Source organism: Synechococcus sp. UW179A (assembly GCF_900473965.1).
Taxonomy (GTDB): domain Bacteria; phylum Cyanobacteriota; class Cyanobacteriia; order PCC-6307; family Cyanobiaceae; genus Synechococcus_C.
Map to the genome: position 1 here is coordinate 60,396 of NZ_UCNJ01000004.1, position 22,780 is coordinate 83,175.

A 22,780-nucleotide genomic window follows, 5' to 3' on the forward strand; every position below is an offset into this window, starting at 1 on the left:
AGAATGGATAGGAAGCGAACCCATTCTTTTTTACCACCAGCTCGTGTCCAAATAGTGGTCATCATCTATATCACGACCTCCTGAAATTGTTTCAAGAAGCTCATCCGTTAGCTCAATGGTTTCATTTTGAGTGTTTTGTTCAGTCATGGTTTCAGAATGAGTTGAGTGTGTAATTTGTGTTGGGGCTGTTACCCGCTCGACTCCTTCGAGTTCACATCTGTTCTGGTGTAGCCCAGTGCATAGATCTGGTGCAGGCCCTGCGAAGTTCTGGTGAGCCTCTAGTGAATAACTCAGAACACAGTGCCTAACGAAGCTCAGCGCGTCAGGAAACAGGTCAGTGTTGATCCTCAGGGTCAATGCCGAGCTCGTGACCTACAGCATCCATCGCAGTTAAAACTCGGGAGCAGGAAGCTCATAAAATTAATTGCTGTGGGGTAAACCCAACCTCTGGCAATAGAAATAGGTTTTTTTAGACACGCATTGGTAGGTTTCTACCACAAATTAATTTTCAACACGTCGAAAAATGAGCAAGTTAATAAACAACAATTGATAAGCAAAGTACTTGAGATTGATCTTGGAACCACAAACAGCTATGTCGCAGTTGTAGAAGGTGGTTCTCCCGTGGTAATAGCTAATGCAGAGGGTTTCAGAACACACCACTCTATTGCTGGTAACACCAAGAGTGATGAGAAGTTGTGAGGGCAGATCGCCAAGAGACAGGCGATGATAAATCCTGAAAACACCTTCTATTCAATCAAGAGCCTCATTGGAGGGATAGCAGATGAGGTATCATCACAACTAACCCCAGTTTCCTATGGGGTGAAGGCTTCCGAGAATGCAGTGAAGATTGACTGTCCTCAGCTGGGTATGCAGTTCTATCCCGAAAAAATATCTGCCAATGTCCTTCGCAAGTTGGCAAAGGATGCTTCCACCTATCTAGGAGATAAGGCAACCGAGGCATTGATTACGGTTCCTGCTTACTTCAACAACTCACAGAGACAGGCAACTCAAGACGCTGGAAAGAACGCTTGACTAGAAGTCCTGTGAATCATCAACGAACCCACTGCTGCTGCCCTTGTTTATGGGCTTAAGAAACAACAGGCGGGCAAGATCCTAGTTATTGACCTCGGTGGTGGAACCTTTGATGTCTCAGTCCTGGAGATTGGTGATGGGGTGTTTGAAGTCCTCTCCAGTTTTGGTGATGCCCACTTGGGTGCGATGAGTCTGATGCTGTGTTGGTTGAGCACCTTGATGAGACCTTTCAGAAAGAGGAATGCACTGATCTGAGACAGGATCCACAAGCTTTGCACCGATTGACTGAAGCTGCTGAAAAAACAAAGATTGAGCTCTCCTCCAGCAGTCAGTCAGAGATCAACCTTCCCTTCATCACTGCAACAGATACAGGCCCTAAGCAGCTGAACATCACTGTCACCAGAGCCAAGTTTGAAAAGCTCTCCTCTGGATTGATTGAACGCTGTAAGCAACCAGTGGTTCAGTGCCTCCAGGATGCAGGCATCCAATCCAGCGACATCGATGCAGTTGTCATGGTGGGTGGTAGTTCAATGATTCCCTCTGTTCAGGAACTGGTGAGGTCCCTCACTGGGAAAGACCTGAACCAAACGGTTAACCCTAGTGAGGTGCTTGCTGTTGAAGCCGCCATTCAGGGGGGTGTTGTCTCTGGTGAGGTGAAAGACATCCTTCTAAGAGATCCATCTTCTCCAGGCTGAGCGAGAGATGGTGACCGTCGACAAGTCACTTGGGCAATTCCGTCTGGATAGGATTCCTGCTGCCCCAAGATGTATTGCTCAGATTGAAGTGGAGTTCGCCGTTGATGCCAATGGGATCCTGTCTGTCACAGCTAATGACAAGGGATCTAGCAAGGAACAGTCCATTACCATCTCTGGTGTTTCCACTCTCAGTGACTCTGACTTGGAACAGTTGGTCAAGGGTGCTGAAGCCAATGAAGAAGCAGACAAGGCCAAGCGTGAACTCATTCACAGGAAGAACCAGACAGAAGCACTGACTGATCAGAGGCAAAAGCAGGTTGATGAATTGGAAAACGACGTCACTCCTGAGCTCAAAACCAAGGTTGAACTGGTGATTGGCGAACTGAAGCAGGCATTGCAAGAAGATGACTCCACCAAGATCAAGGCAGGATTGGAAGCACTCCAAACAGCCCTGATGGAGATGGGTCTGTCGGTTTATCAGTCACAGAAACAACCACCAACCACAGGTTCCTCTAAAGAACCCATTGATGCTGAAGTAATTGATGTCTGATCAAAGAACACACCGTTCAATAGGCGGGGTTTATTTTTGGGATGTAATGCCAGGAACTCTTGTCAAAGCTGGAATTTATTGGCACATTGAATGTATCCACTTCACATCAAAACAATGCTAACTGGTGCAGATCTCCTTGCAAAAGTCAAGGACTTAGGAGATGTCTCCAAGACTGACTTGGCTACAGCCTGTGGTTATGTCTCCCAAAAGAAGGATGGTTCTGACCGTGTGAACTTTACGGCCTTCTACGAGGCACTGCTGAACGCAAAGGGCATCGAACTGGGTGGTGGGTCAGCAGGTATTGGCAAGGGTGGAAGGAAGCTTTCCTATACAGCGAAAGTTCAGGGAAACGGTAACTTGCTCGTCGGTAAGGCCTACACAGCAATGTTGGATCTGAACCCAGGTGATGAATTCGAAATCAAATTGGGTCGTAAAGCGATTCGTCTGATCCCTGTGGGTAGCGAGGAAGAAGGCGAGGAGTGAGCTAACTCCAGAACTTTGCATCAAAAGACAAGGCAGGTTTGCTCGTCAGCACTGCCTTGTCTTTGCCGCAAAAACAACAAAGTGGTTGCAAGCCAGGAGGGATCTCTCTACAGACCAACCTTCCGATCTATGAAGCCCCCCCCTGTGGAAGTTAAGCAATCCACAACTCAAGCCAACGCCGCTGCTCGGTGTTGATCCGTGGAGAATTGAACGAAGGCTCTTACTGGGCGAGTGGTCGATACAGAGCGACATCAACATTTGGCGGCATCAGTATCGAGAGGGGGGATTTCGTTCCTTGCAGAGTGGCTGATTGGAGAGTGATGTTCTCAAAACCAGTAGACAAGCAGGTTGGTCTTGAGATTCCAGAGGTTGCTCAGTGGAAGCTTGTACCTAGTGACCCGAGATGACTGCTATTACAGAGAAGACCCTGGAAAGGCTGATGACTGAAGAGCAAGCCAAGCAGAAGGACAGGAAGAAAGAGATGTCGAAGATGGAGCTTGAAGGCATATCCGGCTCTGGGGCTCCCGCACGTGATCGAGCTTCGGGAATAGCCAATCCAATCATTGGTGAAGTCCCTGCTCCCAATTATTCTCTAACGGTGGAAGATTTAAAGGGTGTATCTGGAGGTGGAGCAGCGAACCAAACGGTCTCGTCTAGAGCAACTAACCCTGTATCTCAGGATGTGCTTGACCACCTGGACCCGGACATTTAAATAGTTATTCATCTATCACTATGGAAGAGCCCAAGGGAAGCAAATCACCTGAACTCAGCGAGAAGGAATTAAAGAGGATCGAAGGTGCTGGTTGCGGGTGTGAAGATGTGCCAGAACTCAGCGAGAAGGTGTTAAAAGGTGTTGATGGTGGTGGAACTCATCCAATAGAACCTTATCTACATTAAGACAGCGCCTCGCCATTCGATTGACATTCAAAACAGCTATGCCTAGGGCAGTCATGTTTCATACCTTCGATAAATCAGCTGTAGGAAGGATGTGCTTGAATTGGCGATGCTCCAAAACCACGTAAAAATCAACAATTAGAAATAAAAAAATAACAACCTAATAGAAATAAAGCAAATAATTAATTCTTTGAATTCAGCAGCCAGAGATTAAAGAACTCTAGACTCAACGAAGAGAAGCAAGCTCTTCTTAAATGGGTATCATGAATTTTCTGCAGTGATAGAAACAGAAAGTTGCGGTGTTTTTTTTCTGATATTCAATGCATTCAATCGTGCTAGGTGGTTAATGATGGTTCAAAAGCGTTTGGACATGAGACAATGAAAAAGCTCCTGCAATCACGAAGGCTGATGGTGCGCAACCAAGCTCATCCTGAAAACGATAGAGCATTACAGACAAGCAGCAATTCTCATTTATTCCATCAGTAACTCCAACACAAAGATCAAAGGTTCTTCTACATTCTATCCATGAGAACTTGTCAACATTAAGCATTTCTTTTTATCGGTTATCAAGATCATTGCAGGGCTCTTCAGGGTTGAACATAGAAACCGAAGAAATCCAACACTTCCAACAATAGCTAGCGCGTGGAAATCACAAGTTCACTTATGCGTAGTAGGTTACTGTTCAGGAAATGATGTGAATCCTACCGTTGTACGCAAGCCTAAAATATCGGTTAAGAAAGAGAATTTAAATCTAAGGTCTTTACGTTATACAGGATAATAACACCAGGATTTTTATTGATTGGGCTCAATGAAATCACAAGCTTAAGGTTGCCTTCTTGGGTGCGCTCGACTGTAAGTGCTTTGCCCCACTCTTCAGTAGTGGAGACCCAAAAAGGATCACCCGCCAGCTCGCTAAGAACCGGCGAGAGCAAAATCCTATCTCCCTCCTCACTATTAAAGTCTTCAATGATTTGAGGACCATCGATAAGACCTTTGAGGCCAATGACAAAAACATCTGCACCGGGCCCACCATTCAGGCGGTTGCTGCCCCCATTTCCATCAAGCTTGTCATTGCCGATTCCCCCTTGCAGGTCATCGTCAAATGCAGAGCCTTGCAAAATGTCGTTACCTTCTACACCCTGAAGGGTGCTGCTCCGGGCAGAGGAAGTGATGAAATCATTGCCTGATGTCCCAATATAAAACGACTCTTTCGTTGAAAACACCGTATGAGTAACTGAAGATTTGATTTCTGCTTGAAACTCTTCCAATGTCAGCTCGATGGCTTTAGCAAGCATTCTGTGCCCGGATTCGGTTGGATGCAGTGAGTCGAAGTAAAGAAAACCTCCTTCGGTTTGTTTTTTTTGAATTGTATGATTCAAATCAGCATGGGGAAGTGAATTATAAAGGATTCCATCTTTTTGATCTAGCAGAGCTTCCTGTTGAGCAGGATCGGTTGTATTAATGATTCCATATTTCCTAAAATTTCCGAGTTTGACACCAAAACGCTCCCAATTGTATTCATACTCACTGTTAAAAGGAATTATAGTGGCATAAGGAAACATTTTTGTGACGGCTTCAGCCATTTGATGGGTTTTAGCATAAAGGGTTGAAGCAGCGCCCGAGTGAATTTGTTCTTGCCAACTTGGCGGAAGATCTCTTAGATAAGGAAGGGCATAACTCACACCATCGACACTGCCGATAATCGGCGCTCCACTTGAGACCAAGATGATTTTTGCATTGCTATTTCGCAGCAACGAGATCAAATTAGCTTTGCTATTAATAAGGATATTCCGAAATCCTGTACGTAGATCCTGTTGATGCAAGACCGTCGCTAGAATGTCGTTTCCACCCCCCCATATCACTACAAGTTCTGCAGAAAGATCTGGGCTCTCACTTTGAAAATAATGCTCAATCTGTGAACGTATTCCTAGTTTGCTGACTGCATAGGGGGGTTTGAGTAGTTCTTGGGGGAATTGACCAACAGATTTCAATAGATCAAAATATGTATTTCGGTCAGTCAAGGCGCCGCCAAGAGCATAGGACGGATTTAAGTCATTTGCTTTAATCGTACTTGGCACACCACCAATCAGGCTATTAGCAATCTCTTGACAGGAAGAATTTTGACTGAATGCGCCAAGCGATTGGCGCAAAAAAGTTTGCCAGTTATTATTCGAATGATTAAACGTTAAACCACTCCATGCAGGGTATGATTTAGGGTAGAGAACATTTTTATACATGGCGGCAGATCTTGAGCCAAAATCGCTCATGCTGTCACCAAATACGGTGATTCCCTTTATATTTTTGTGGCCATAGTATAAACTATTGGACCTTTCAATTGGAATTGGCGGAGGGCAGTTGAGATACATTTTTTAGGTATGAGATTACTGATGCGCTAGAGACTGCGGGCTGGGGGTTGGACAATTACTCAACTGTGGAAAGGGGGCCATTAACATACTGACCTAGAGATTATAACTGAGTACAAACATTAACTCACATTTGAACAGCTTACACACTCAAACCCCCCTGCCACCACGAGCAATTATTATTAATTCAATCACCCTAAAAAGATCATAAATGAGCCACCGATACCTGGCACTAATCAAGACTTAGCAATACAAGTTTTCTTGGTAGATTATAAAGATAAACTCCATGGCCTAGGCCTATCCATTCCAAAACCAGGTTTCGAAAATTCTTGAGAAGTTAGCTGTATTCCTTCTGCAAGTCAAAAGGAAGCACAAAGTTGTTCCGTTTTGAGCACCTCTGAAGCTCCTGAAGCCTTTTAATTTCTTGTGAGCTGTTCATTATTCATATGCTCCATATTTCCACTATTTATAATCCTTATCTAGCATTCTCCCACCAGAGACTTTTGCAGTCACAGGAAGATATGGCACCAAATAAATATCTAATTCATCTCAAAGCAATTCTTACTGATGCAGATCTCCTAACAAAAGTAAAGGATTTGGGTAATGTCTCCAAATTGACCTGGCAACGGCCTGTGGGTATGTCTCCAAGAAGAAAGACGGTTCTGAACGTGTGAACTTCACTAATTATTACTTCGCTTTACTCGAAGCCAAAGGTATAAATGTTGGAGACGGAACCACAGGTGTTGGCAAAGGAGAGAGGTAGCTTTCCTGCAAAACAACTGTTCAGGGGAACGACAATTACCTTATTGGCAAAGCATACACAGCAATGTTGAATCTTCAAATTGGCGGCGAGTTTCAGCATTCGACTTGGATAGAAGGCTATTCACCTGATCCCAGTGGGCGGCGAGAAGGAGTGATCAGGCTCTCATACCACCAATCTCCATGTAACTCTCTTGAAGCAGCGTTATAAGTCAACGCTTCTTATTTTAATGTTTCCATAGCATATTCCTCGATCTTTGACGATGACAGCATTCCAGTTACAGGCAAACTAGAAACTTCCATTGCTTGTATTGATTGTCCCAACGACATTACTGGGTCCGCCATTCCATTTGCCAACATCATTCCCAAACGGTGATTCAATACTCACCCCTCCGTCTACTATCACCTGTCTTGATTCAAGCAATAATCTACGAATGGAGCTAGACAACATTTTGGTTATAACCCGGAGAGGCATAACTCTCACACAAACACCTTCTTAACTTCCCGACCAATCATAGTGATATTGTTGTCCCTGTATAAATGAACATCTATCACGGTTTGAGAGCGTGCGAAGCATTAAACGACCATATGGCGAATATTTAAATGCCTTGCTAACGCTAATCCTAGTGAAACGGTGATCAGAAGCAGAGCCCCCTTGAACTTCATCGATCCTTGAGCTGGTCGAGACCTCAGCTGATGTATTTGATCTTGCTGTTCATGGCAGAGCCCATTTGGACCAAAGAGAGGCTTTGGTCATTGACTCTATTGGGGGATCACAGAAATAAGTTAAGAAACGATGCTGGTTAGGCTTGAGGGTGTGTCTTGCCTACCGGCTGGCATTGGTATAAAGACCTCACAGACGAGCAAAGAAGTCCTTATGGTGACATGATTGAGATAGAGATCTATCTTTCTCCTCCTGATTGCAAACAGCTCGTCAAAGGTCTTACGCGTTTAGGAATCAAGAACCCTGAACAACTCAGAAAATGTTATCTGGCCTTATCGGAAGCAGAAGACAACTAATCAACGAAGATTGGTAGTTTCATTGATTCATGCCCTTTTCAGCAGTTTCTCTATCAGTGTTTTGACAAGTGCCCGTCATCACCATTTTCAACAAAATATCATCTTGTGATGCAGTGTATTGCATGTTAAAGACTCCAGGAGGAGAGAACTCTATCAATGCGTTACCTACAACAGTTACTCCATTTTCAACTTCATTGAACTGACCTGTGGCAATACCATTGACAATAGTTGCGTCTTCCCAATCACCTGAATTATCACTGGTGAGTCGGCTGTTGATGGTATCTATCTTGTAAAAACCTTCAGTTGCCAAGTCTCTCTTCTCCAAAACCTCATTCGTGCTTGCCTGGATAGTAGTTTCCGTCGCTTTTACATCACATTCCAAATAGATGAGGCCTTCAGCAATGGCAGGTGATGCTGAAAGAAGCAGAGCAACAAGGAAGATTGTTAGTTTCATTATTTTGAGGCCTCATCAAAGGCAGATGAGTCAATCTCTGTACATACACCCTCTCCCTTAATCACCTGATACTCTGTCTTGCTCTTATACCAATTGTGCACTGTGGCTGGGCCTGGTGGGTTTAATGGCATTACTCCTCTTACTTGAGCCCTGAAACCCGTTTCATTGAATTTATTGTCTTGGATAATCTGATTCCCTTCAATACGAATATCACTCCATTCTGCATTCGTATTACTCCTTAACTTCATGCTTGTTAAATCGACTTTGAACAATAAGGTATTGACCGACAAAGGCTCTTCGTAAATCACCTTACCCGATGGTAGAGCAGTTTTCTTGTTAGTTCCATTCATCTTACAGGACACATAAAGGAAGTCGTCAGCTACAGCGGGTATTACTGAGAGGAGTAGAGAACCAATGAGAATTGGGAGTTTCATAACGAACAGCCTTGACTTTTCCATTCATTCAAAGCTTGAATAAATCCTGGTTGGCTAATAATAGCGTCATTGAACATTGTTTCTTTGAAAAGATCTATTCCAGACTGACTAATCATTCCCCTATCTTGAAGCGTGCATATTACTGCCAATGATGAATGTATAGACAAATATCCGCAGGAGTTCTGAGTTTTCTCGCTTGGAGAACACACCCAATTCATTTCCTCTCGATGGTCAAGTGAATATGCAGGTGATGCTGAAAGAAGCAGAGCACCGAAGAGGGTGAGGTATTTCATATCAATAGGATAGAGGCGACTCCCTATTCCATCTACCACCTAAAAAGTTCAGTGAGTGAGATATACCTAGAGGTAGGAATGGAGACTGAGGTGGTGAAGACCTTTCAGGTGGGAGTGCTCGTGGTCATTTTTCTAGTCGCCGTTGTGATGGTGGGAGTGGAACAAGGTAAAGAACCAAGCATGGATAGACCAACCGATACCAAGGGAGAACTGGAACGCCTCAAGGAGGAAAGGCAGAACTAAAGTGCCTTTACATCGATTGAGAAGGTTTGACTGCTGTCTTTCTAGTGTCCTCGTTCGTACTGGCAGTTCTCTTCTTGAATGAGAGGGATGCCTCGAACAAAGCAGTCGAAGCGAAGGAGAGAGCAATCAAGAACTACAGAGGAGCAGAGAGATGGTTTGTCACTGCCATGTCTATGGCAAGCAATGAACAAGAGATAGTAGATGGACTTAAAAAGATTGAGAAGGTGGAGAAGAGGAGATGGGATAAAGAGTGGCATTCAGAGAGCAATACCAAGATGAGTGTGGAAGACCAAAAGTATGTCGATATCTCTATGCTCGGGCATCTGCTTAAGATTCTGAGTAATAAGAAGGCATAGAGATTGGCAATTGCTCAACCATATCGATTCCTATATGACTCCAGTATTCCTATAAGTTCCTCAGCATTTTTACCATAACATTCACTGAATGAACGCATCTGGTTATCATGATTCATCCAGAAGCTCACAAACTCCGTCTTACTTTTGGATAAGCCTGCGCCATGCTGCACAGTCGTAATCCCAAACCGATTGATGTCACTCCAGCGATAATAAAACTTTCGAAACATCACCTTATTTCGTATGCCATCTGGCCCTAATTTCAACCAACTACTATCAGGCCAGAGTGTCAGTATGGATATCAGAATTCCTAAGCCGCCCAGCACGCAGATGAATAGTCCAAGCAATGTTTCAGTGTCGTGATCTCCTATTAGGAAGATCCCCATTACAATAAAGATGAAGCAGAGCAGTAACACCAACAACCATTTAATTTTGTTGGGATAAAGCGTCATGGACTCTGGAAGGAATTCTGGTTGATTCACAAGCCTTAGTGTGCTCCCAACAGCTGTTCATAAGGTTAGAGACGACTCCCTATTCCATCTACCACCTGAAGAGGGACTCTTGGGACATGAACGCATAAAGAAAGAGGAGGGCAAGAGCAAGACCCTCCTCTTTTCTTGTGTCCACCGAAGAAAGGAAATAAATGTTCGGTGCGCCGGAACGATATAAACCAGCACCACTATTTATTACTCAAAAACCCATCATAGCGGCGTTAGCGCTCCCCGCCTCTTCTTCGGCATCGAGTTGTTCCTGCTCCATGGTGATGCCTTCTGCACCATCAACTCCCTTAAGTTGTTCAGCAGTCAACTCTTCTTTAGGTTGTTGCAATTGCTTCTCTTCCTTAGACATTTCCTTGATGAAATTGTAGGATTACACACTTCATAGCACCTATATCTCCTCCTCGTCTTCCTTCGTCTGAAGGATTTCTGATTTCAAGCACGCAACGGCACGAAAACACGGGCGTTCTTATCCACAAATAAACCCTGTCCCTTATCCCGGTTCGTCACACACTCAACAGATGGTTTTCGTCCTCTGTTGGCTGTAATCTCCGCCACCTTGTGCTTGCTCCACTTCAAAAGGGGGAAATGGTGGCTTGTTCCTTATTCAGGTGCAGTTGGAAGACAGTAACGCTCTCGTCGTCGTGTATCTCACCTAAAAGGGCATTCGTAACTCCGTCCTTGAACCCCGTCTCATTGCTGGTGATTCGCCCGTAACCCAGAAGACATTCCGTCCCTCACCGCATGTAACCCAGTCCCCAGCGCTGTCCCATACATCACTTCCCAATGGTTATCAGTGCCTCCTTGTTCTTCCACCACACCCAATCTCGGATTGGAGGGGTATTGCGCAACTCCTCCCGCGTCAATCCAAGCTTGAGCTTCTGTGAGGCACCGAGAAGCACATCCAACATCTCCTCTCCATCGCTGCACCGGGCCAGGGCCTGATTTGTTTTTTTGGCACCGTTGAGTGCCTTAACCAACAAAGCCACTCGACGAAATGGTGAAAGAGAACGGGGATCCATATCCAAAGCGCTTTGGCGCATACCGTAATCACATTCGCTGACAGCTCTGGTTCACACAGTCAGAATCGAGTGATAGAAGCGCTTGAAATGGCGTCCCCACCAGGCCATCACTGGGTTATCGGTGACGTTCATGGATGTCACGAGGCCCTTCTTCGTCTGATTTCCGTGTTACCGCCCGAAGATCAGCTGGTGTTCTGCGGTGATGTGATCAATCGAGGGCCCGGAATTGCCGCTTGCATCAATCTGGTGTGGGAGTTGGTGGACAGCGGGCGTGCCACCTGGTTGCGAGGAAACCATGAGCAGAGATTGGTTGAAGGTCTCCAGGCCGTCTCCACAGAGGGAAAAAATGATCTGCTGGCCATCGAGACGTACCGGCAATTGGGTGACGCACTCACAAGGGAGTGGCAACAGCGTTTGAGCACGCTGCCTTTTGTTTATTACGGTGATGGGTGGGTAGCCACTCATGCCGGCTTTGATAAGCATGGTCATCCAGACCTGAATGTGCGCGAGCCCTTCTGGGAGAGCTACGACGGTCGCTATGGAACTGTTGTGGTGGGGCATACGCCCCGACCAGCTGTGGAGCAACTCGGCCAGATCGTCATGATCGACACTGGCGCTGTCTATGGCGGTCTTCTCACAGCGTTCTGCCCCGAAACTGAAGCGGTGGTCCAGGTGATCGGACAGCCCAGTGACAAGGCAGTGCCCCCAGCCAGTCATGAGCTGATCGCAGAAGTGCCTTGCTGAGGGTTTACCGCAGCAACCGAGCGGAATTACTCGCTGAGCTTCTAGCCCAAGAACTCAGGATTGAGCCTCCTGGCCCGTTCGAACAGATCGAAGTGGTCGTCAACACCTGGCCTACCAGTCGTTGGCTCGGTGAACAGCTGGCGAGAGTCAATGGGATCAGTGCATTGGTGCGCTTTCCGTTCCCTGGCAGTCGCCTGCGACAGCTCGCGCAGACCATACTCAGCGATGCGCCTGCTATCGAGGATCCATGGAGAGCGGAACGTCTGGTCTGGCAAGTACTAGAGGTTCTTCCGAAACTGCTTGACCAGAGGTGTGCTTCGAACCTTCGGGAGTGGTGGGAGCTGCATGGTGGTCAACAAGGACGACTCAATCGTGACCAGTGGCAACTGGCCCGCAGCCTGGCCGATGCAATCGACGACTATGCGCTTTACAGACCGGAGGAGCTCGCCGACTGGCTAGCAGGGGGTGCGGGTGAAGAACTCCCTGAAGGCCTGCGGTGGCAGCCGTTTCTGGCTCGTGCTCTGGCAGAGCGCTTGCCCTGCAAGCCATTCGGTTTGCAGGTGCAGCAGGCGGTTGAACGACTCCGCAACGGTCAAGACCCTGCGCTGCCGTTACCCCCACGCCTACGACTCTTCGGCGTCAGCAACTTGGCCCCTGTCCAGATCAATTTGTTGCAGGCCCTCTCCGGAAGGATCAGCGTGGACTTGTTTCTACTCACACCCTGTCCAGACCTTTGGCAACGGTCGCAGCGACGACGGAGTCAGCTTGGCGAGGACTGGACCAACTCGCCCGATGGCTCCTGGTTAATCGAGGCTCCTCGTCTGGAGGGGATCCTGGGCCGCATGGGAGCCGAATTTCAGTTGCTATTGGAGGGAAGCGGCGAGTGTCTTCTGGGCAGCTGGGAACAGGGGGACCTGTTTGCTGATCCCACAGTAATGAAACAGCAAGAGGACTCCCAGGCATCTCTGTTGGAGCAGTTGCAACGGCAACTCGCGAGGGGCGAAACGGACCAAGTATCCCTTTCACTGACGCAAGGCGATTATTCGCTGTTGTTCATGGGCTGTGCAGGTCCTTGGAGAGAAGTGCAGCTTGTACGTGATCGCATTCTCAGCTGGATGGCTGCCGATCCAACACTGCAGCCCCGAGACGTATTAGTGATGACACCCGATGTGGAACGCTATGCACCGCTTCTGGCCTCTGTCTTTTCGGACAGGGATGCCACCGGCGTGGACCTTCCCTGGCGATTGACCGATCGCAGTCAGCAAAACTGTCCTGGGCTTCAGCAGGCTTTCATGAGCCTGTTGCGCTTGAGCGCTGATCGGCTGACCGCAAGCGGCCTGGAAGCGCTGCTTGGGAACCCGGCACTCCAAAACCTGAAACAGCTGTCATCGCAGGACGCGATGGCGATCACTGATGCACTGCAGCGCAGTGGCTTCCGCTGGGGTCTGGATGCAGCTGAACGCAACGGAGATGAAAGCAATAGCTTGCGCTGGTGCCTCGATCGCTGGCTGCTGGGCCTGGCCTTACCGGAAGAACCTGGTCTGGCCGTTGATTCCTGCGCACCCGCGCTAACGGATCTGAGCCTGCAGCAACTGGAGGTGTGGTGGCCGCTACTGGACCAACTGGCCGGATGGATCGCCCAGTTGCGTCGCAGCACTGCGTGCACTTCGTGGGTGGATCGACTGCGGAGGCTGCTTCAGGAGATTTTCAATGACGGTGGCAATTGGGACTGGGAACTGCAAGCCATTCATCAGTGCCTGGAAACCTGGCAGCTACAGGCCAGTGACTGCTCTCTGGAGCTGGACATCGCAGTTGTGATCAGTGTCCTGGAGGAAGCACTCTCAACGGAAAGCGGCAGATTCGGCCATCGCAGCGGTGCTCTCACAATCAGCGCACTGGAACCAATGCGAGCCATCCCTCACCGCGTGATCGTGCTGATGGGTCTTGATGCCTCCTCCTTCCCTAGGCATCAAGAACGTGCAGGCTTTCACCTACTCGAACTGCAACGTCGACTCGGCGACCCCAGTAGCACCGACCAGGATCGTTATGTGTTGCTTGAGGCACTGCTCTCAGCTCGGCAGCATCTGCTGATCAGCTGGAGTAGTCGTGATGAGCGACAAGGCAAAAGCCTGCCGCCATGTCCACCTGTTCAGCAGTGGCTGAGCCTGCTTGCAGAACAGCTCGATCCTCAGGACATGGACCAGCTGCTGATGCATCCTCCAGCCAATCCTCTAGATGTCGCCAATTTCATGGCCACGCCAAAAGCAGATGCGATCAGTTGCGACCGCAGGCTTCTAGACGCACGACGCAATCTCGATGCACAGATTGGGATCGAGCAACCGCATCGTGATCTGGGCCTGGCCCTGCCGCTTACTTGGCAGCATCCAACAAGCGATGCAGCCCTACCGATCACCTCGGAATCGATCGAAACACTGGAACGCTGGCTGCAAGCCCCCCAGAAGGAATGGTTGAAACGTCAGGGCATCGATGCGGGTGAATGGTGTGATCCCGTCAACGATCTTTCCCCCTTGTCGTTGCCGGAACTCGACTGTCATCAGTTGCTAAACCAACGACTCTCAGAACAGTTCGACCTGCTGGCCAATGATCCCAACTCCCGCTGGGACGTTGAGGAGACTGGAGACTGGATTGCACGCAGTTACGGGCAAGGCCTCATGCCTCCTGGCGCTGCTGCTGAACTGGATGACGAACGGCTAGAGCGACGCTGGCAGAACCTCCAAAAAACTGTGCTGAGCCTCGGGCCTGTGCGCCTGCTGCTGCAACAAGCCTCCCAGCATTCAGCCCTTGTGATGGCAGGCGAAACAGCCGTTCAGATCAGCACATCAAGGCTGAGGTCACGCTCTCTGCTGCAGAGCTGGCTGAAGCACCTGCTCGCCCAGCTGGATGGAGCAGACTGCAACACCGCAGTGGTGTGCCGACAAGACGGCAGTACAAAAGCCGATCAATTCCACATCGCCATGCGCTGGAGAGCGCTGAAACCCCTGGAGGCTGAACACGAGATCAGGGTTCTGCAAAGGCTGGCTCAGCATGGATCAAATGTGTGCTGGCCAATCCCACCCGACAGCGGCCTGGCCAGGGCACTGGCATGGTCGAAGGGGGAGGGAGCAGCCGACAGGGCATTCGTCAATCGCTGGCAGGGAGGTTTCAGCGGCTGGGCCGAACGGGATCAGCCCGAGCAGAAAGTCTGCTTCGGCAGCAACTGCAACGCCGAGTTGCTGTTGGGTCATGGAGGTTTCAAAGCAGCCTTCCAGGCGTTGTATGAGCCATTACTCGAGGCACGGTGCTGATACAAATGGCAACGACAAGCGGCACAAGACGATTCGAACCCAATGACTACCCATTGACACCCGGCGTTCGACTTCTGGAGGCGAGTGCTGGAACGGGCAAGACCTTCGCCCTGGCCCATCTCGTTTTAAGACTGGTGACGGAAAAAGCGTTAAGCCTCGATCAACTGCTTGTGGTCACCTTCACGGAAGCCGCGGCCGATGAGTTGCGCGACAGGATCGGACGCCGACTTGACTCGGCGCTGCAGGGCCTGCTGAATAAAGAACGGAACAGCACCCTCTTGCCTGAAACGGACGCAGTCCTGCAGAACTGGCTGGAACAGCACGGACAGGATTCCAAGCAGCGCAGGCTATTGGCCAGCCGACTGCTCGAGGCCCTCGAAGCCCTGGAGCGGGCCGATATCACCACGATCCATGGTTTCTGTCGCCGCAGCCTTCGCCGGCAGGCGCTGCAGAGCGGACAGGCCATCGATCTCAACCTTGATGATGATCCACAAACCCTGGCCATTCAGGTGGCTCATGACCTTTGGCGAGAGGAGGTCCTCAAGCTTGAACCGGGACATGTGGCCGGACTGCTGCAAGCAGGCCTGTCGCCCGAAGCGCTCGCCTCGGCACTCCAGAGACTGGATGGTGACTGTGCGGTGCGCATTGCAGAAGATGCGGAAGCGATTGCAGCTGAGCAAGCTCTTTGTGAGGTGTTTCAGAGCTGGCTGCAGAGCCGCTGGGGGCGCTTCCTCGATCTGTGGAACACCGATGGTGCAGCCTTAGAACAAGCCCTTCAAGGCTGCGCCGCCGAATGGCGCAGCCTGGGTTGTAGCGACACCAAGCCCTTCAGTGCCCGCCCCAGAAAAGACAGAAGCCGAGAGCTCGACACTTGGACTAAGTACATCAGCGAGACCAGTGAACATCGAATCCACTACGTCGACGTGCGTAAGCAGGTGCTTCTCGGTGGTTATTTCCATCCCGGCAGCTTTCAGAAAACGGCGCGTTCCTGCGGTGAAGCCGATCCCAGCCTTGCCTCTCCTGCTCTGCAGGCTGCCATTGCCGATCTCTGGGACGGACCAGCCGAACAGACCTGGCGGCATCTGCTGATCAAGGGCCTGAAGCAGCTCAACGACCGGCGCCAACAACGCGGAGTGGTTGGATTCTCAGGGCTGCTGGACGCACTCGACCCTGCACAGTCGGAAGCAGCAGAAGCCTGGCTCACGCCTCTGCGAGCGCGTTACCGGGTGGTGCTGATCGATGAATTTCAGGACACCGACCCGCTTCAGTGGAGACTGCTGAAAACCGCCTTCACAACGCCGAACCACCTGCTACTGATGGTCGGTGACCCCAAACAGGCGATCTATCGCTTCCGAGGTGGAGATCTAAACACCTACAAAGCTGCACGGCGTGATGCGGATTGCATCGATGACCTGCTCGACAACCGCCGCACAACACCGCTACTGATGCAGGCCATGAACCAGCTGATGGCTCCTGGACTGCAGCTCTCCGAACTATTGGTACCCGAAGTCATCTCAAGGTCTTGCGCACAACCACTACCGCTACCTAAGGGAAGCTCATCACTCCAGATTGTCGACATCAATCCCGATGACGACGACGGGGAAAGAAGCCGAACATCGCTTGAGGAGCGAATCCCCCGCATTACAACGAACCTGATCCTGAACACCCTGCAACACGATCCAGGCCTGGATCCCTCCGAACTCTGCATCCTGGTGAGCAGGCATCGACAAGCCGAAGACATCCGAGCAGAGCTGGCGGCTGCCGGTCTACCGAGCCGCCTTGTCAGTCAGGGTGATGTTTTCACCAGCCAAGGAGCGTCGGATCTGCAGACATTTCTTGACGCGCTGGCACGTCCTGCTCATGCCAGAGGCTTACGCCAGCTGGCCGTGTCCTCACTCCTGCAGTGGAGAAGCGAGGATCTGGCCGCTGCCGATGACAACGGTCAGCTGGATCTGCTGGCTTCTCAGCTCCAGCAGCTTGCCGTGGAGCTACCGAAGCTGGGAATAATGGGTTGCCTGGCGCGCCTGATGGATGGGCAGACCGTGGCAGATCTGTCCAGCCGCGGCCGCTTACTCGGCGACCTTCAGCAATGTGCACGACTCGTTCAGGACACAATGCACCGCCAAGGGTTGGATGCTTCCAGTGGTGCCGACTGGTTGCGACGCCAACGCTTTCACCCGCCAGACACAATCCCGGAACAGCGACAGCCCTTCAGTGATCTGGCCGAAAGTGCCGTTGCTGTTGTGACTGTTCATCGCAGCAAGGGTTTGCAGTATCCGGTGGTGATCTGCCCCTATTTATGGGAAGCGCCCTCCCCAGGGAAAGGTCCGCTGTGGCGTGTACCCCCGGGGGACAACTCCGGCAGCTGGCGCGTAGCGCTCAATGCTCAATGGGGACTGGGGCATGCGGCCAGCCAATGCGAACAACTTGAAAGTCGAGCGGAAGCAGAACGTCTCGCCTATGTCGCGATCACGCGGGCCGAACGTCATCTTGTTCTATTTAAGGCCAGGGCCGCACGCCAGGAAGGCAATCCACTCGCACCATGGCTGGCAGAACTCGCTGATCCACCGGGTCCATTGATCAGTCTGCACCCAGCCGAAATCGACCCTGTGCCCCAACGCTGGCAGCCCCGCATTGTTGAACGGAATTTGCAATGTGGTGCAGTGCCAGCACACAGCTTTGATCGCAGCTGGGGGCGCAGCAGCTACTCAGCCTGGATCTCAAGTCATGGCAGTGCGAAAGCCACCAGCCCGGATCCCCGCAACCTTGAGGAAGGGCGCGACGTGGATGCCCGCACCGGCGCAGATTCCGAAAGCCTGTCATTCGATGATAAGAGCCAGCCGATAGATCCAGATGACAGCCCCTTGGGATCATTTCCGAGGGGTGCAGCAGCCGGTGATTGCCTCCACCGCATCCTGGAGCAGATCCCATTCGATCAAGACATCGAACAGGAAAACAACCGCGCTTTAGTGGAGCGAGAACTGACGCGCTCCGGCCTGGAGACCGACTTGGTTGATGCAGTTCTTGAAGGCCTGACGACACTGGTGCGGGCTCCCTTTGGAGGACCACTCGGTGATCTGCAACTGAGGTCCTTGCACAGTGGACGCCGCCTGCATGAACTCAGTTTTGATTTGCCTGTTGCTCACCAGGGCAAAGCGGTCCAGCCCAAGCAATTGGCACGTGCCTTTCGCATGGAACCCCATCGACGATTCGGTGGACGCTATGCCGATTCGCTGGAAGATTTGGAGTTTATTAGCCGAGGCTTTCTCACTGGCTCCATCGATCTGGTGTTTACAGATGGAGACGACCCCACCACGGCACGCTGGTGGGTTGCGGACTGGAAAAGCAACTGGATCGGCGAGAGAGATGTGGATGGGCGTCCGCTGCGCTGCGGACCGCGACACTATTCACAGCGCGCCATGGAGGAGCAGATGTACCTTCACCATTACCCTCTCCAAGCCCACCTCTACCTTGTAGCCCTGCATCGATTCCTGCAGTGGCGCCTGGACGGCTATCAACCTGAGCGACATCTTGGAGGATACGCCTACGTGTTTCTTCGGGGTGTTTCCAGGTCTGGTGGCAGCGGTGTGATTCTTGAAGCCCCACCTCTTCAACGCCTCCATACTCTCGATTGTGTTCTGAGAGGTGAGGCCTGATGAATCCATTTGATCAAACAGGCTCATCAACGGCTCTGAGCAGAGGAATGATGTCGATGCTGCTGCGTCGCTATCCCCCCCCGGCTGAGTTCAGTGAAAACGAGCTCAGCGCTCTCAACGATCTTGTGCAGGCGATGACTCAGGCCCTTAGCCAGGGAGAGATGAGCATCGATCTAAGCCCTGACGTTAAGCAGCCCTGTGAGCTGGAGACTGATGGCTGGCCCGAGACGCACCGACAAGTGATTGAAGCCAGCGGCTGGCTGAACAAAGACCCTGTACTGATGGTGATGGATGGGGATCGCCTGCTCTGGCGACGTTGGCATCAGGGCATGAAGACCCTGGAGCAGACGCTGATCAAACGCAGCGAACTTTCTCCCATAGGCAACCCACACGGACGTCTCAGAGAGAGAGACATTGACAGAGATACTGAGAGAGTGGCTTCGGACCAGCAGTTGAATCCGGAGCAGCTGGCGGCGGTCAATGCCGTCAGTGATCACAGGGTGGTGTTACTCAGTGGAGGGCCTGGTACCGGAAAAACCAGCACCGTGCGCGCCATGCTGATTCGAGCCATGGCCGATCGTGGCGATTTGCGCATTCATCTGGCTGCTCCGACAGGGAAAGCGGCACGACGACTGCAGGACGCGATCCGCTCCGATGAACGCACGTCGGAATTGCCCTGCACCACGTTGCATCGGTTGCTGCAGGCCAGACCAGGCGGCTTCAGCCGTCATCGCCGCAATCCACTTCCGCTGGATCTGCTGGTGGTAGACGAAGCGTCAATGGTCGACCTGACCCTGGCGCAGGCACTCATGGATGCAATGCCAGCGACTGCACAGCTGTTGCTTGTTGGAGATGCCAACCAGTTGCCACCGATCGGAGTGGGAGCTGTATGGCAGCACCTCCAAACAGCGGATCTCCAAAGGCGATTCGGCTCTGCTGCTGTGCGTCTTGATCGGGTGTACAGAAATCGAGGAGACCTGGCTCGGCTGAGTTCCCTGTTGTGCCAAAAGGGTGCGGAAGCCTTTTGGGCCAACCTCGCTGATCTCGATGACAAGGCCAACGTGCATCATTTGCTGTCGGAGTCTTCTGGATTTCCAGCTGTGGTCACCAATGCCGTCAATCAGCAGCTGGAGAAGCTGAGATTGGCGGCAAACAGCCTGGACATCAGATCTGATGGCTCTCCAGATCCCGAGCTAGCCCATGCTCTGCTCGAGGGTCTCGATGCCTTGATCGTGCTCTGCCCACGACGTCGTGGGGTATGGGGCGTGGACAGCCTTCACCGGCACCTGGTATCGGGCACTGATGCCAGTAACTGGCCCGAGGGGCTGCCGGTTCTCTGCAGCGACAATCAAATGGGACTGGGCCTTGCCAATGGGGACCTGGGTGTGTGCATCGGCAGTGGCGAGACGCGCAGGCTGCTGTTCCGATGCAGTGATGACACCGGCAACGGGGTTTATCGACTGCTGCACCCTGCCAGAGTCCGACGAATCGAGCCTGCTCTTGCTCTCACCATCCATAAAGCTCAGGGCAGCGAGGCTGATCAGGTTCTGTTGCTGTGGCCACCTTGCGATGACGCAAGCAACACAGCTCTTCTTTACACCGCTATTACCAGAGCCCGTCATCAACTGACCGTGGTGCGACTGGCATCCTCAAAGAGCAGCGGCATGCTTAGGGCGATCGATCGTCAGGGGTCGGTGTGACAACAAGAGTGGAGCGTCCCTGGGGTTGGTACGAGGAGCTGGCCGAAGGGCCTGGCTACAAAGTGAAGAGGCTGCTTGTGAAAGAGAACGCACGGCTCAGCTTGCAACGCCACCAACATCGCAGCGAGCATTGGGTGATTGCCGCTGGCACCGGATCTGTCTACTGCGATGGTGCCTGGATGGACGCCTCGGTCGGAAACACTTTTGAGATTCCCGTAAAGGCCATTCACCGTGCCTTCGGCGGCCCCGGAGATCTTCTGATCATCGAAGTCCAACGAGGAGCGATTTTGCTGGAATCCGACATCGAACGACTGGAGGATGACTTCGGCAGGGTGATAAATTAATCGTTCACCTTTGAAAAGAAGGCAAGCAATACAGCGCGGCACAACATGCCGATGGGACGTTGCAGGCCTGATTTGAAGGATCAATCAGGCAGACCGCCTTCATCGACATGACCCAGACGCAATCGCAGGCCGTTGAGCCCTGCGCAGTGGATCTCACTGTTTCAGAACTTCCTCAACCGACAGCGGCTGCTGAGGAGCAGGATCTTTTCACCACCGTGATTGAACCGAGCGGAGAAGGCGAATTAGCTGCAAACCAAAGCACAGAGGGAGCGAATCCTTCCGAGTTTGCAGGCTTCGGATTCAGTGAGGCATTGCTGAAAACCCTGGAAGAAAAGGGCTACAAGGAACCGTCCCCAATTCAGAAAGCGGCAATTCCGGAACTGATGCTGGGACGCGATCTGGTCGGCCAAGCTCAGACGGGTACAGGCAAGACCGCTGCCTTCGCGCTTCCTCTGCTGGAACGCCTTGAGGGGCGTAGCAATCAGCCGAGGGTGCTGGTGCTCGCACCCACTCGCGAACTGGCGATGCAGGTGGCCGACTCCTTCAAGGCCTACGCCGCCGGACATCCCCATCTGAATGTGCTGGCGATCTACGGAGGCTCCGATTTCAGATCACAGATTCATGCTCTCAAGCGTGGTGTGGATGTGGTGGTCGGCACCCCTGGTCGGGTAATGGACCACATGCGCCAGGGAACGCTGAACACCTCAGGACTGCGCAGTCTGGTGCTGGATGAAGCCGACGAGATGTTGCGAATGGGCTTCATCGACGATGTGGAGTGGATCCTCGAGCAACTGCCTGAGGAACGTCAGGTGGTGTTGTTCTCGGCAACGATGCCGAATGAGATCCGCCGTCTCTCCAAGCGCTATCTGAGCGAACCGGCAGAGATCACTATTAAGACCAAAGACCGTGAAGCCAAACGAATTCGCCACAGATCCATCACGCTTCAGAACGGCCACAAACTCGAGGCCCTGAACCGAGTCTTAGAAGCTGTGACCGGAGAAGGCGTGATCATTTTCGCCCGCACCAAGGCCATCACTCTCACCGTGGCTGAGTCCCTGGAGGCATCAGGTCACGATGTGGCGGTTCTCAATGGTGATGTTCCACAGAACCAGCGCGAACGCACCGTTGATCGCCTGCGCAAGGGCACGGTGAACATCCTCGTAGCCACAGACGTGGCAGCCCGTGGTCTTGATGTGGACCGGATCGGGCTGGTGATCAACTACGACATGCCATTCGACAGTGAGGCTTATGTGCACCGCATCGGGCGCACAGGTCGTGCCGGGCGCACAGGAGAAGCCATCCTGTTCATCACGCCTCGGGAACGTCGCTTTGTCGGCAACCTCGAACGGGCTGTGGGTCAGGCCATTGAACCGATGGACATTCCCAGCAATGCCCAAATCAACGAAAGCAGGTTAAATCGGCTGCGTAGTCGCCTCAGTCAGGCTGCTTCAGCCGAAAGCAACGAAGAAATCGCGCTGCTGCAGGAGCTGATTCAACGGGTGGGTCAGGAAAACGAGCTGAGCATGGAGCAGCTGGCAGTGGCAGCACTAAAGCTTGCAGTGGGTGATCAACCGCTGCTGGTGCAGGGTGATGAAGGCTGGCTCAAGACTCCTGCCCGCGCCGATCGACGAGATGATCGCCGTGATCCACGCGGTCGCGATCGTCGCCGCATCGATCGAGAGTCACGCCCACCTGAAGACAACATGATGCGTTACAGGGTTGAGGTGGGTTATCGCGACCGGGTCAAGCCTGGGAACCTAGTCGGTGCGATCGCCAATGAATCAGGACTGCAAGGGCGAATGATCGGAAGAATTCAAATCTTTGATGCGCACAGCCTTGTGGATCTCCCCAAAGGCATGCCTGAGGATGTGTACAACGCTCTTCGCAAACTGAAAGTCATGAACCGAGAGCTTCAGATCTCTCAAGCCTCCTGAACCTG

At 51.7% G+C, this 22,780-nt stretch carries 19 protein-coding genes and 2 pseudogenes; 14 read left to right on the top strand and 7 right to left on the bottom strand.

Annotated elements, in window-relative coordinates; genetic code table 11:
• The first annotated feature begins 549 nt into the window (after positions 1–549).
• From DXY31_RS01920 to DXY31_RS16660, 4 genes and pseudogenes are all read left to right on the top strand, one after another.
• Positions 550–2,277, top strand: a pseudogene (locus DXY31_RS01920) (Hsp70 family protein).
• A 114-nt stretch (positions 2,278–2,391) separates the two neighbouring features.
• Positions 2,392–2,760 carry an AbrB family transcriptional regulator gene (locus tag DXY31_RS01925; protein WP_114991354.1) on the top strand — a complete coding sequence of 123 codons (369 nt, stop codon included), beginning with the start codon at positions 2,392–2,394 and terminating at the stop codon, positions 2,758–2,760.
• A gap of 439 nt (positions 2,761–3,199) precedes the next feature.
• A complete protein-coding gene (locus DXY31_RS01935) occupies positions 3,200–3,472 on the top strand; it encodes a hypothetical protein (protein ID WP_170953493.1) in 273 nt (90 codons plus the stop codon).
• A gap of 20 nt (positions 3,473–3,492) precedes the next feature.
• Complete coding sequence (locus DXY31_RS16660) at positions 3,493–3,657, top strand: hypothetical protein (protein WP_170953494.1); 165 nt, start codon at positions 3,493–3,495, stop codon at positions 3,655–3,657.
• Between the two features lie 728 nt (positions 3,658–4,385).
• Here DXY31_RS16660 and DXY31_RS01940 read toward each other — a convergent pair.
• Complete coding sequence (locus tag DXY31_RS01940) at positions 4,386–6,020, bottom strand: SGNH/GDSL hydrolase family protein (protein ID WP_114991363.1); 1,635 nt, start codon at positions 6,018–6,020, stop codon at positions 4,386–4,388.
• A gap of 554 nt (positions 6,021–6,574) precedes the next feature.
• Here DXY31_RS01940 and DXY31_RS01945 point away from each other — a divergent pair.
• A pseudogene (locus tag DXY31_RS01945) lies at positions 6,575–6,892 on the top strand (AbrB-like transcriptional regulator).
• Positions 6,893–7,598: 706 nt separating this feature from the next.
• Entirely contained in the window at positions 7,599–7,796 is a 198-nt protein-coding gene (locus DXY31_RS17285; protein WP_137024865.1) for a hypothetical protein, read from the top strand.
• A gap of 19 nt (positions 7,797–7,815) precedes the next feature.
• Here DXY31_RS17285 and DXY31_RS01950 read toward each other — a convergent pair whose 3' ends face one another.
• From DXY31_RS01950 to DXY31_RS16335, 3 genes are all read right to left on the bottom strand, one after another.
• Positions 7,816–8,250, bottom strand: a complete 435-nt coding sequence (locus tag DXY31_RS01950) for a hypothetical protein (RefSeq protein WP_114991365.1) — start codon at positions 8,248–8,250, stop codon at positions 7,816–7,818.
• Positions 8,250–8,600, bottom strand: a complete 351-nt coding sequence (locus tag DXY31_RS01955) for a hypothetical protein (protein WP_137024866.1) — start codon at positions 8,598–8,600, stop codon at positions 8,250–8,252. The genes DXY31_RS01950 and DXY31_RS01955 overlap by 1 nt, the downstream gene beginning before the upstream one ends.
• An 80-nt stretch (positions 8,601–8,680) precedes the next feature.
• On the bottom strand, positions 8,681–9,016 hold the full coding sequence (locus DXY31_RS16335) for a hypothetical protein (protein ID WP_137024867.1): 336 nt from the start codon (positions 9,014–9,016) through the stop codon (positions 8,681–8,683).
• A 39-nt stretch (positions 9,017–9,055) separates the two neighbouring features.
• Here DXY31_RS16335 and DXY31_RS16665 point away from each other — a divergent pair, with 39 nt between their 5' ends.
• Positions 9,056–9,220, top strand: coding sequence for a hypothetical protein (locus DXY31_RS16665; RefSeq protein ID WP_206749784.1), 165 nt, complete (start codon positions 9,056–9,058; stop codon positions 9,218–9,220).
• A 44-nt stretch (positions 9,221–9,264) separates the two neighbouring features.
• On the top strand, positions 9,265–9,576 hold the full coding sequence (locus tag DXY31_RS01960) for a hypothetical protein (protein ID WP_137024868.1): 312 nt from the start codon (positions 9,265–9,267) through the stop codon (positions 9,574–9,576).
• A gap of 14 nt (positions 9,577–9,590) precedes the next feature.
• On the opposite strand, the gene DXY31_RS01965 is transcribed toward DXY31_RS01960, so the two are convergent.
• The 3 genes from DXY31_RS01965 to DXY31_RS01970 all read right to left on the bottom strand — a co-directional run bounded on the left by DXY31_RS01965 (position 9,591) and on the right by DXY31_RS01970 (position 11,113).
• A complete protein-coding gene (locus DXY31_RS01965; protein WP_114991373.1) occupies positions 9,591–10,025 on the bottom strand; it encodes a hypothetical protein in 435 nt (144 codons plus the stop codon).
• A gap of 238 nt (positions 10,026–10,263) precedes the next feature.
• The gene (locus tag DXY31_RS16670; protein WP_170953498.1) at positions 10,264–10,422 is read right to left on the bottom strand and encodes a hypothetical protein; all 159 of its coding nucleotides are present in this window, start codon (positions 10,420–10,422) and stop codon (positions 10,264–10,266) included.
• 424 nt (positions 10,423–10,846) lie between these two features.
• The gene (locus DXY31_RS01970) at positions 10,847–11,113 is read right to left on the bottom strand and encodes a hypothetical protein (protein ID WP_244279451.1); all 267 of its coding nucleotides are present in this window, start codon (positions 11,111–11,113) and stop codon (positions 10,847–10,849) included.
• Between the two features lie 66 nt (positions 11,114–11,179).
• On the opposite strand from DXY31_RS01970, the gene DXY31_RS01975 reads away from it, so the two are divergent.
• The 6 genes from DXY31_RS01975 (at position 11,180) to DXY31_RS02000 (ending at position 22,775) form a co-directional block, all read left to right on the top strand.
• Complete coding sequence (locus tag DXY31_RS01975; RefSeq protein ID WP_114991376.1) at positions 11,180–11,836, top strand: metallophosphoesterase; 657 nt, start codon at positions 11,180–11,182, stop codon at positions 11,834–11,836.
• Positions 11,830–15,141, top strand: coding sequence for an exodeoxyribonuclease V subunit gamma (locus tag DXY31_RS01980; protein WP_114991379.1), 3,312 nt, complete (start codon positions 11,830–11,832; stop codon positions 15,139–15,141). The genes DXY31_RS01975 and DXY31_RS01980 overlap by 7 nt, the downstream gene beginning before the upstream one ends.
• A 5-nt stretch (positions 15,142–15,146) precedes the next feature.
• On the top strand, positions 15,147–18,797 hold the full coding sequence (locus tag DXY31_RS01985; protein ID WP_114991382.1) for a UvrD-helicase domain-containing protein: 3,651 nt from the start codon (positions 15,147–15,149) through the stop codon (positions 18,795–18,797).
• Positions 18,797–20,497, top strand: coding sequence for an ATP-dependent RecD-like DNA helicase (locus DXY31_RS01990; protein WP_114991385.1), 1,701 nt, complete (start codon positions 18,797–18,799; stop codon positions 20,495–20,497). Before DXY31_RS01985 ends, DXY31_RS01990 begins: the two co-directional genes overlap by 1 nt.
• Positions 20,494–20,841, top strand: a complete 348-nt coding sequence (locus DXY31_RS01995) for a phosphomannose isomerase type II C-terminal cupin domain (protein WP_244279453.1) — start codon at positions 20,494–20,496, stop codon at positions 20,839–20,841. The genes DXY31_RS01990 and DXY31_RS01995 overlap by 4 nt, the downstream gene beginning before the upstream one ends.
• A gap of 107 nt (positions 20,842–20,948) precedes the next feature.
• A complete protein-coding gene (locus DXY31_RS02000; protein WP_114991391.1) occupies positions 20,949–22,775 on the top strand; it encodes a DEAD/DEAH box helicase in 1,827 nt (608 codons plus the stop codon).
• Positions 22,776–22,780: the final 5 nt, after the last annotated feature.

What these genes read in the sequence shown, in the direction of transcription:
- DXY31_RS01925 (WP_114991354.1), top strand. Translation starts at nt 2,392, where the DNA reads ATGCTAACTGGTGCAGATCTCCTTGCAAAAGTCAAGGACTTAGGAGAT.
- DXY31_RS01935 (WP_170953493.1), top strand. Translation starts at nt 3,200, where the DNA reads ATGACTGAAGAGCAAGCCAAGCAGAAGGACAGGAAGAAAGAGATGTCG.
- DXY31_RS16660 (WP_170953494.1), top strand. Translation starts at nt 3,493, where the DNA reads ATGGAAGAGCCCAAGGGAAGCAAATCACCTGAACTCAGCGAGAAGGAA.
- DXY31_RS01940 (WP_114991363.1), bottom strand. Translation starts at nt 6,020, where the DNA reads ATGTATCTCAACTGCCCTCCGCCAATTCCAATTGAAAGGTCCAATAGT.
- DXY31_RS01950 (WP_114991365.1), bottom strand. Translation starts at nt 8,250, where the DNA reads ATGAAACTAACAATCTTCCTTGTTGCTCTGCTTCTTTCAGCATCACCT.
- DXY31_RS01955 (WP_137024866.1), bottom strand. Translation starts at nt 8,600, where the DNA reads ATGAATGGAACTAACAAGAAAACTGCTCTACCATCGGGTAAGGTGATT.
- DXY31_RS16665 (WP_206749784.1), top strand. Translation starts at nt 9,056, where the DNA reads ATGGAGACTGAGGTGGTGAAGACCTTTCAGGTGGGAGTGCTCGTGGTC.
- DXY31_RS01965 (WP_114991373.1), bottom strand. Translation starts at nt 10,025, where the DNA reads ATGACGCTTTATCCCAACAAAATTAAATGGTTGTTGGTGTTACTGCTC.
- DXY31_RS16670 (WP_170953498.1), bottom strand. Translation starts at nt 10,422, where the DNA reads ATGTCTAAGGAAGAGAAGCAATTGCAACAACCTAAAGAAGAGTTGACT.
- DXY31_RS01970 (WP_244279451.1), bottom strand. Translation starts at nt 11,113, where the DNA reads ATGCGCCAAAGCGCTTTGGATATGGATCCCCGTTCTCTTTCACCATTT.
- DXY31_RS01975 (WP_114991376.1), top strand. Translation starts at nt 11,180, where the DNA reads ATGGCGTCCCCACCAGGCCATCACTGGGTTATCGGTGACGTTCATGGA.
- DXY31_RS01985 (WP_114991382.1), top strand. Translation starts at nt 15,147, where the DNA reads ATGGCAACGACAAGCGGCACAAGACGATTCGAACCCAATGACTACCCA.
- DXY31_RS01990 (WP_114991385.1), top strand. Translation starts at nt 18,797, where the DNA reads ATGAATCCATTTGATCAAACAGGCTCATCAACGGCTCTGAGCAGAGGA.
- DXY31_RS02000 (WP_114991391.1), top strand. Translation starts at nt 20,949, where the DNA reads ATGACCCAGACGCAATCGCAGGCCGTTGAGCCCTGCGCAGTGGATCTC.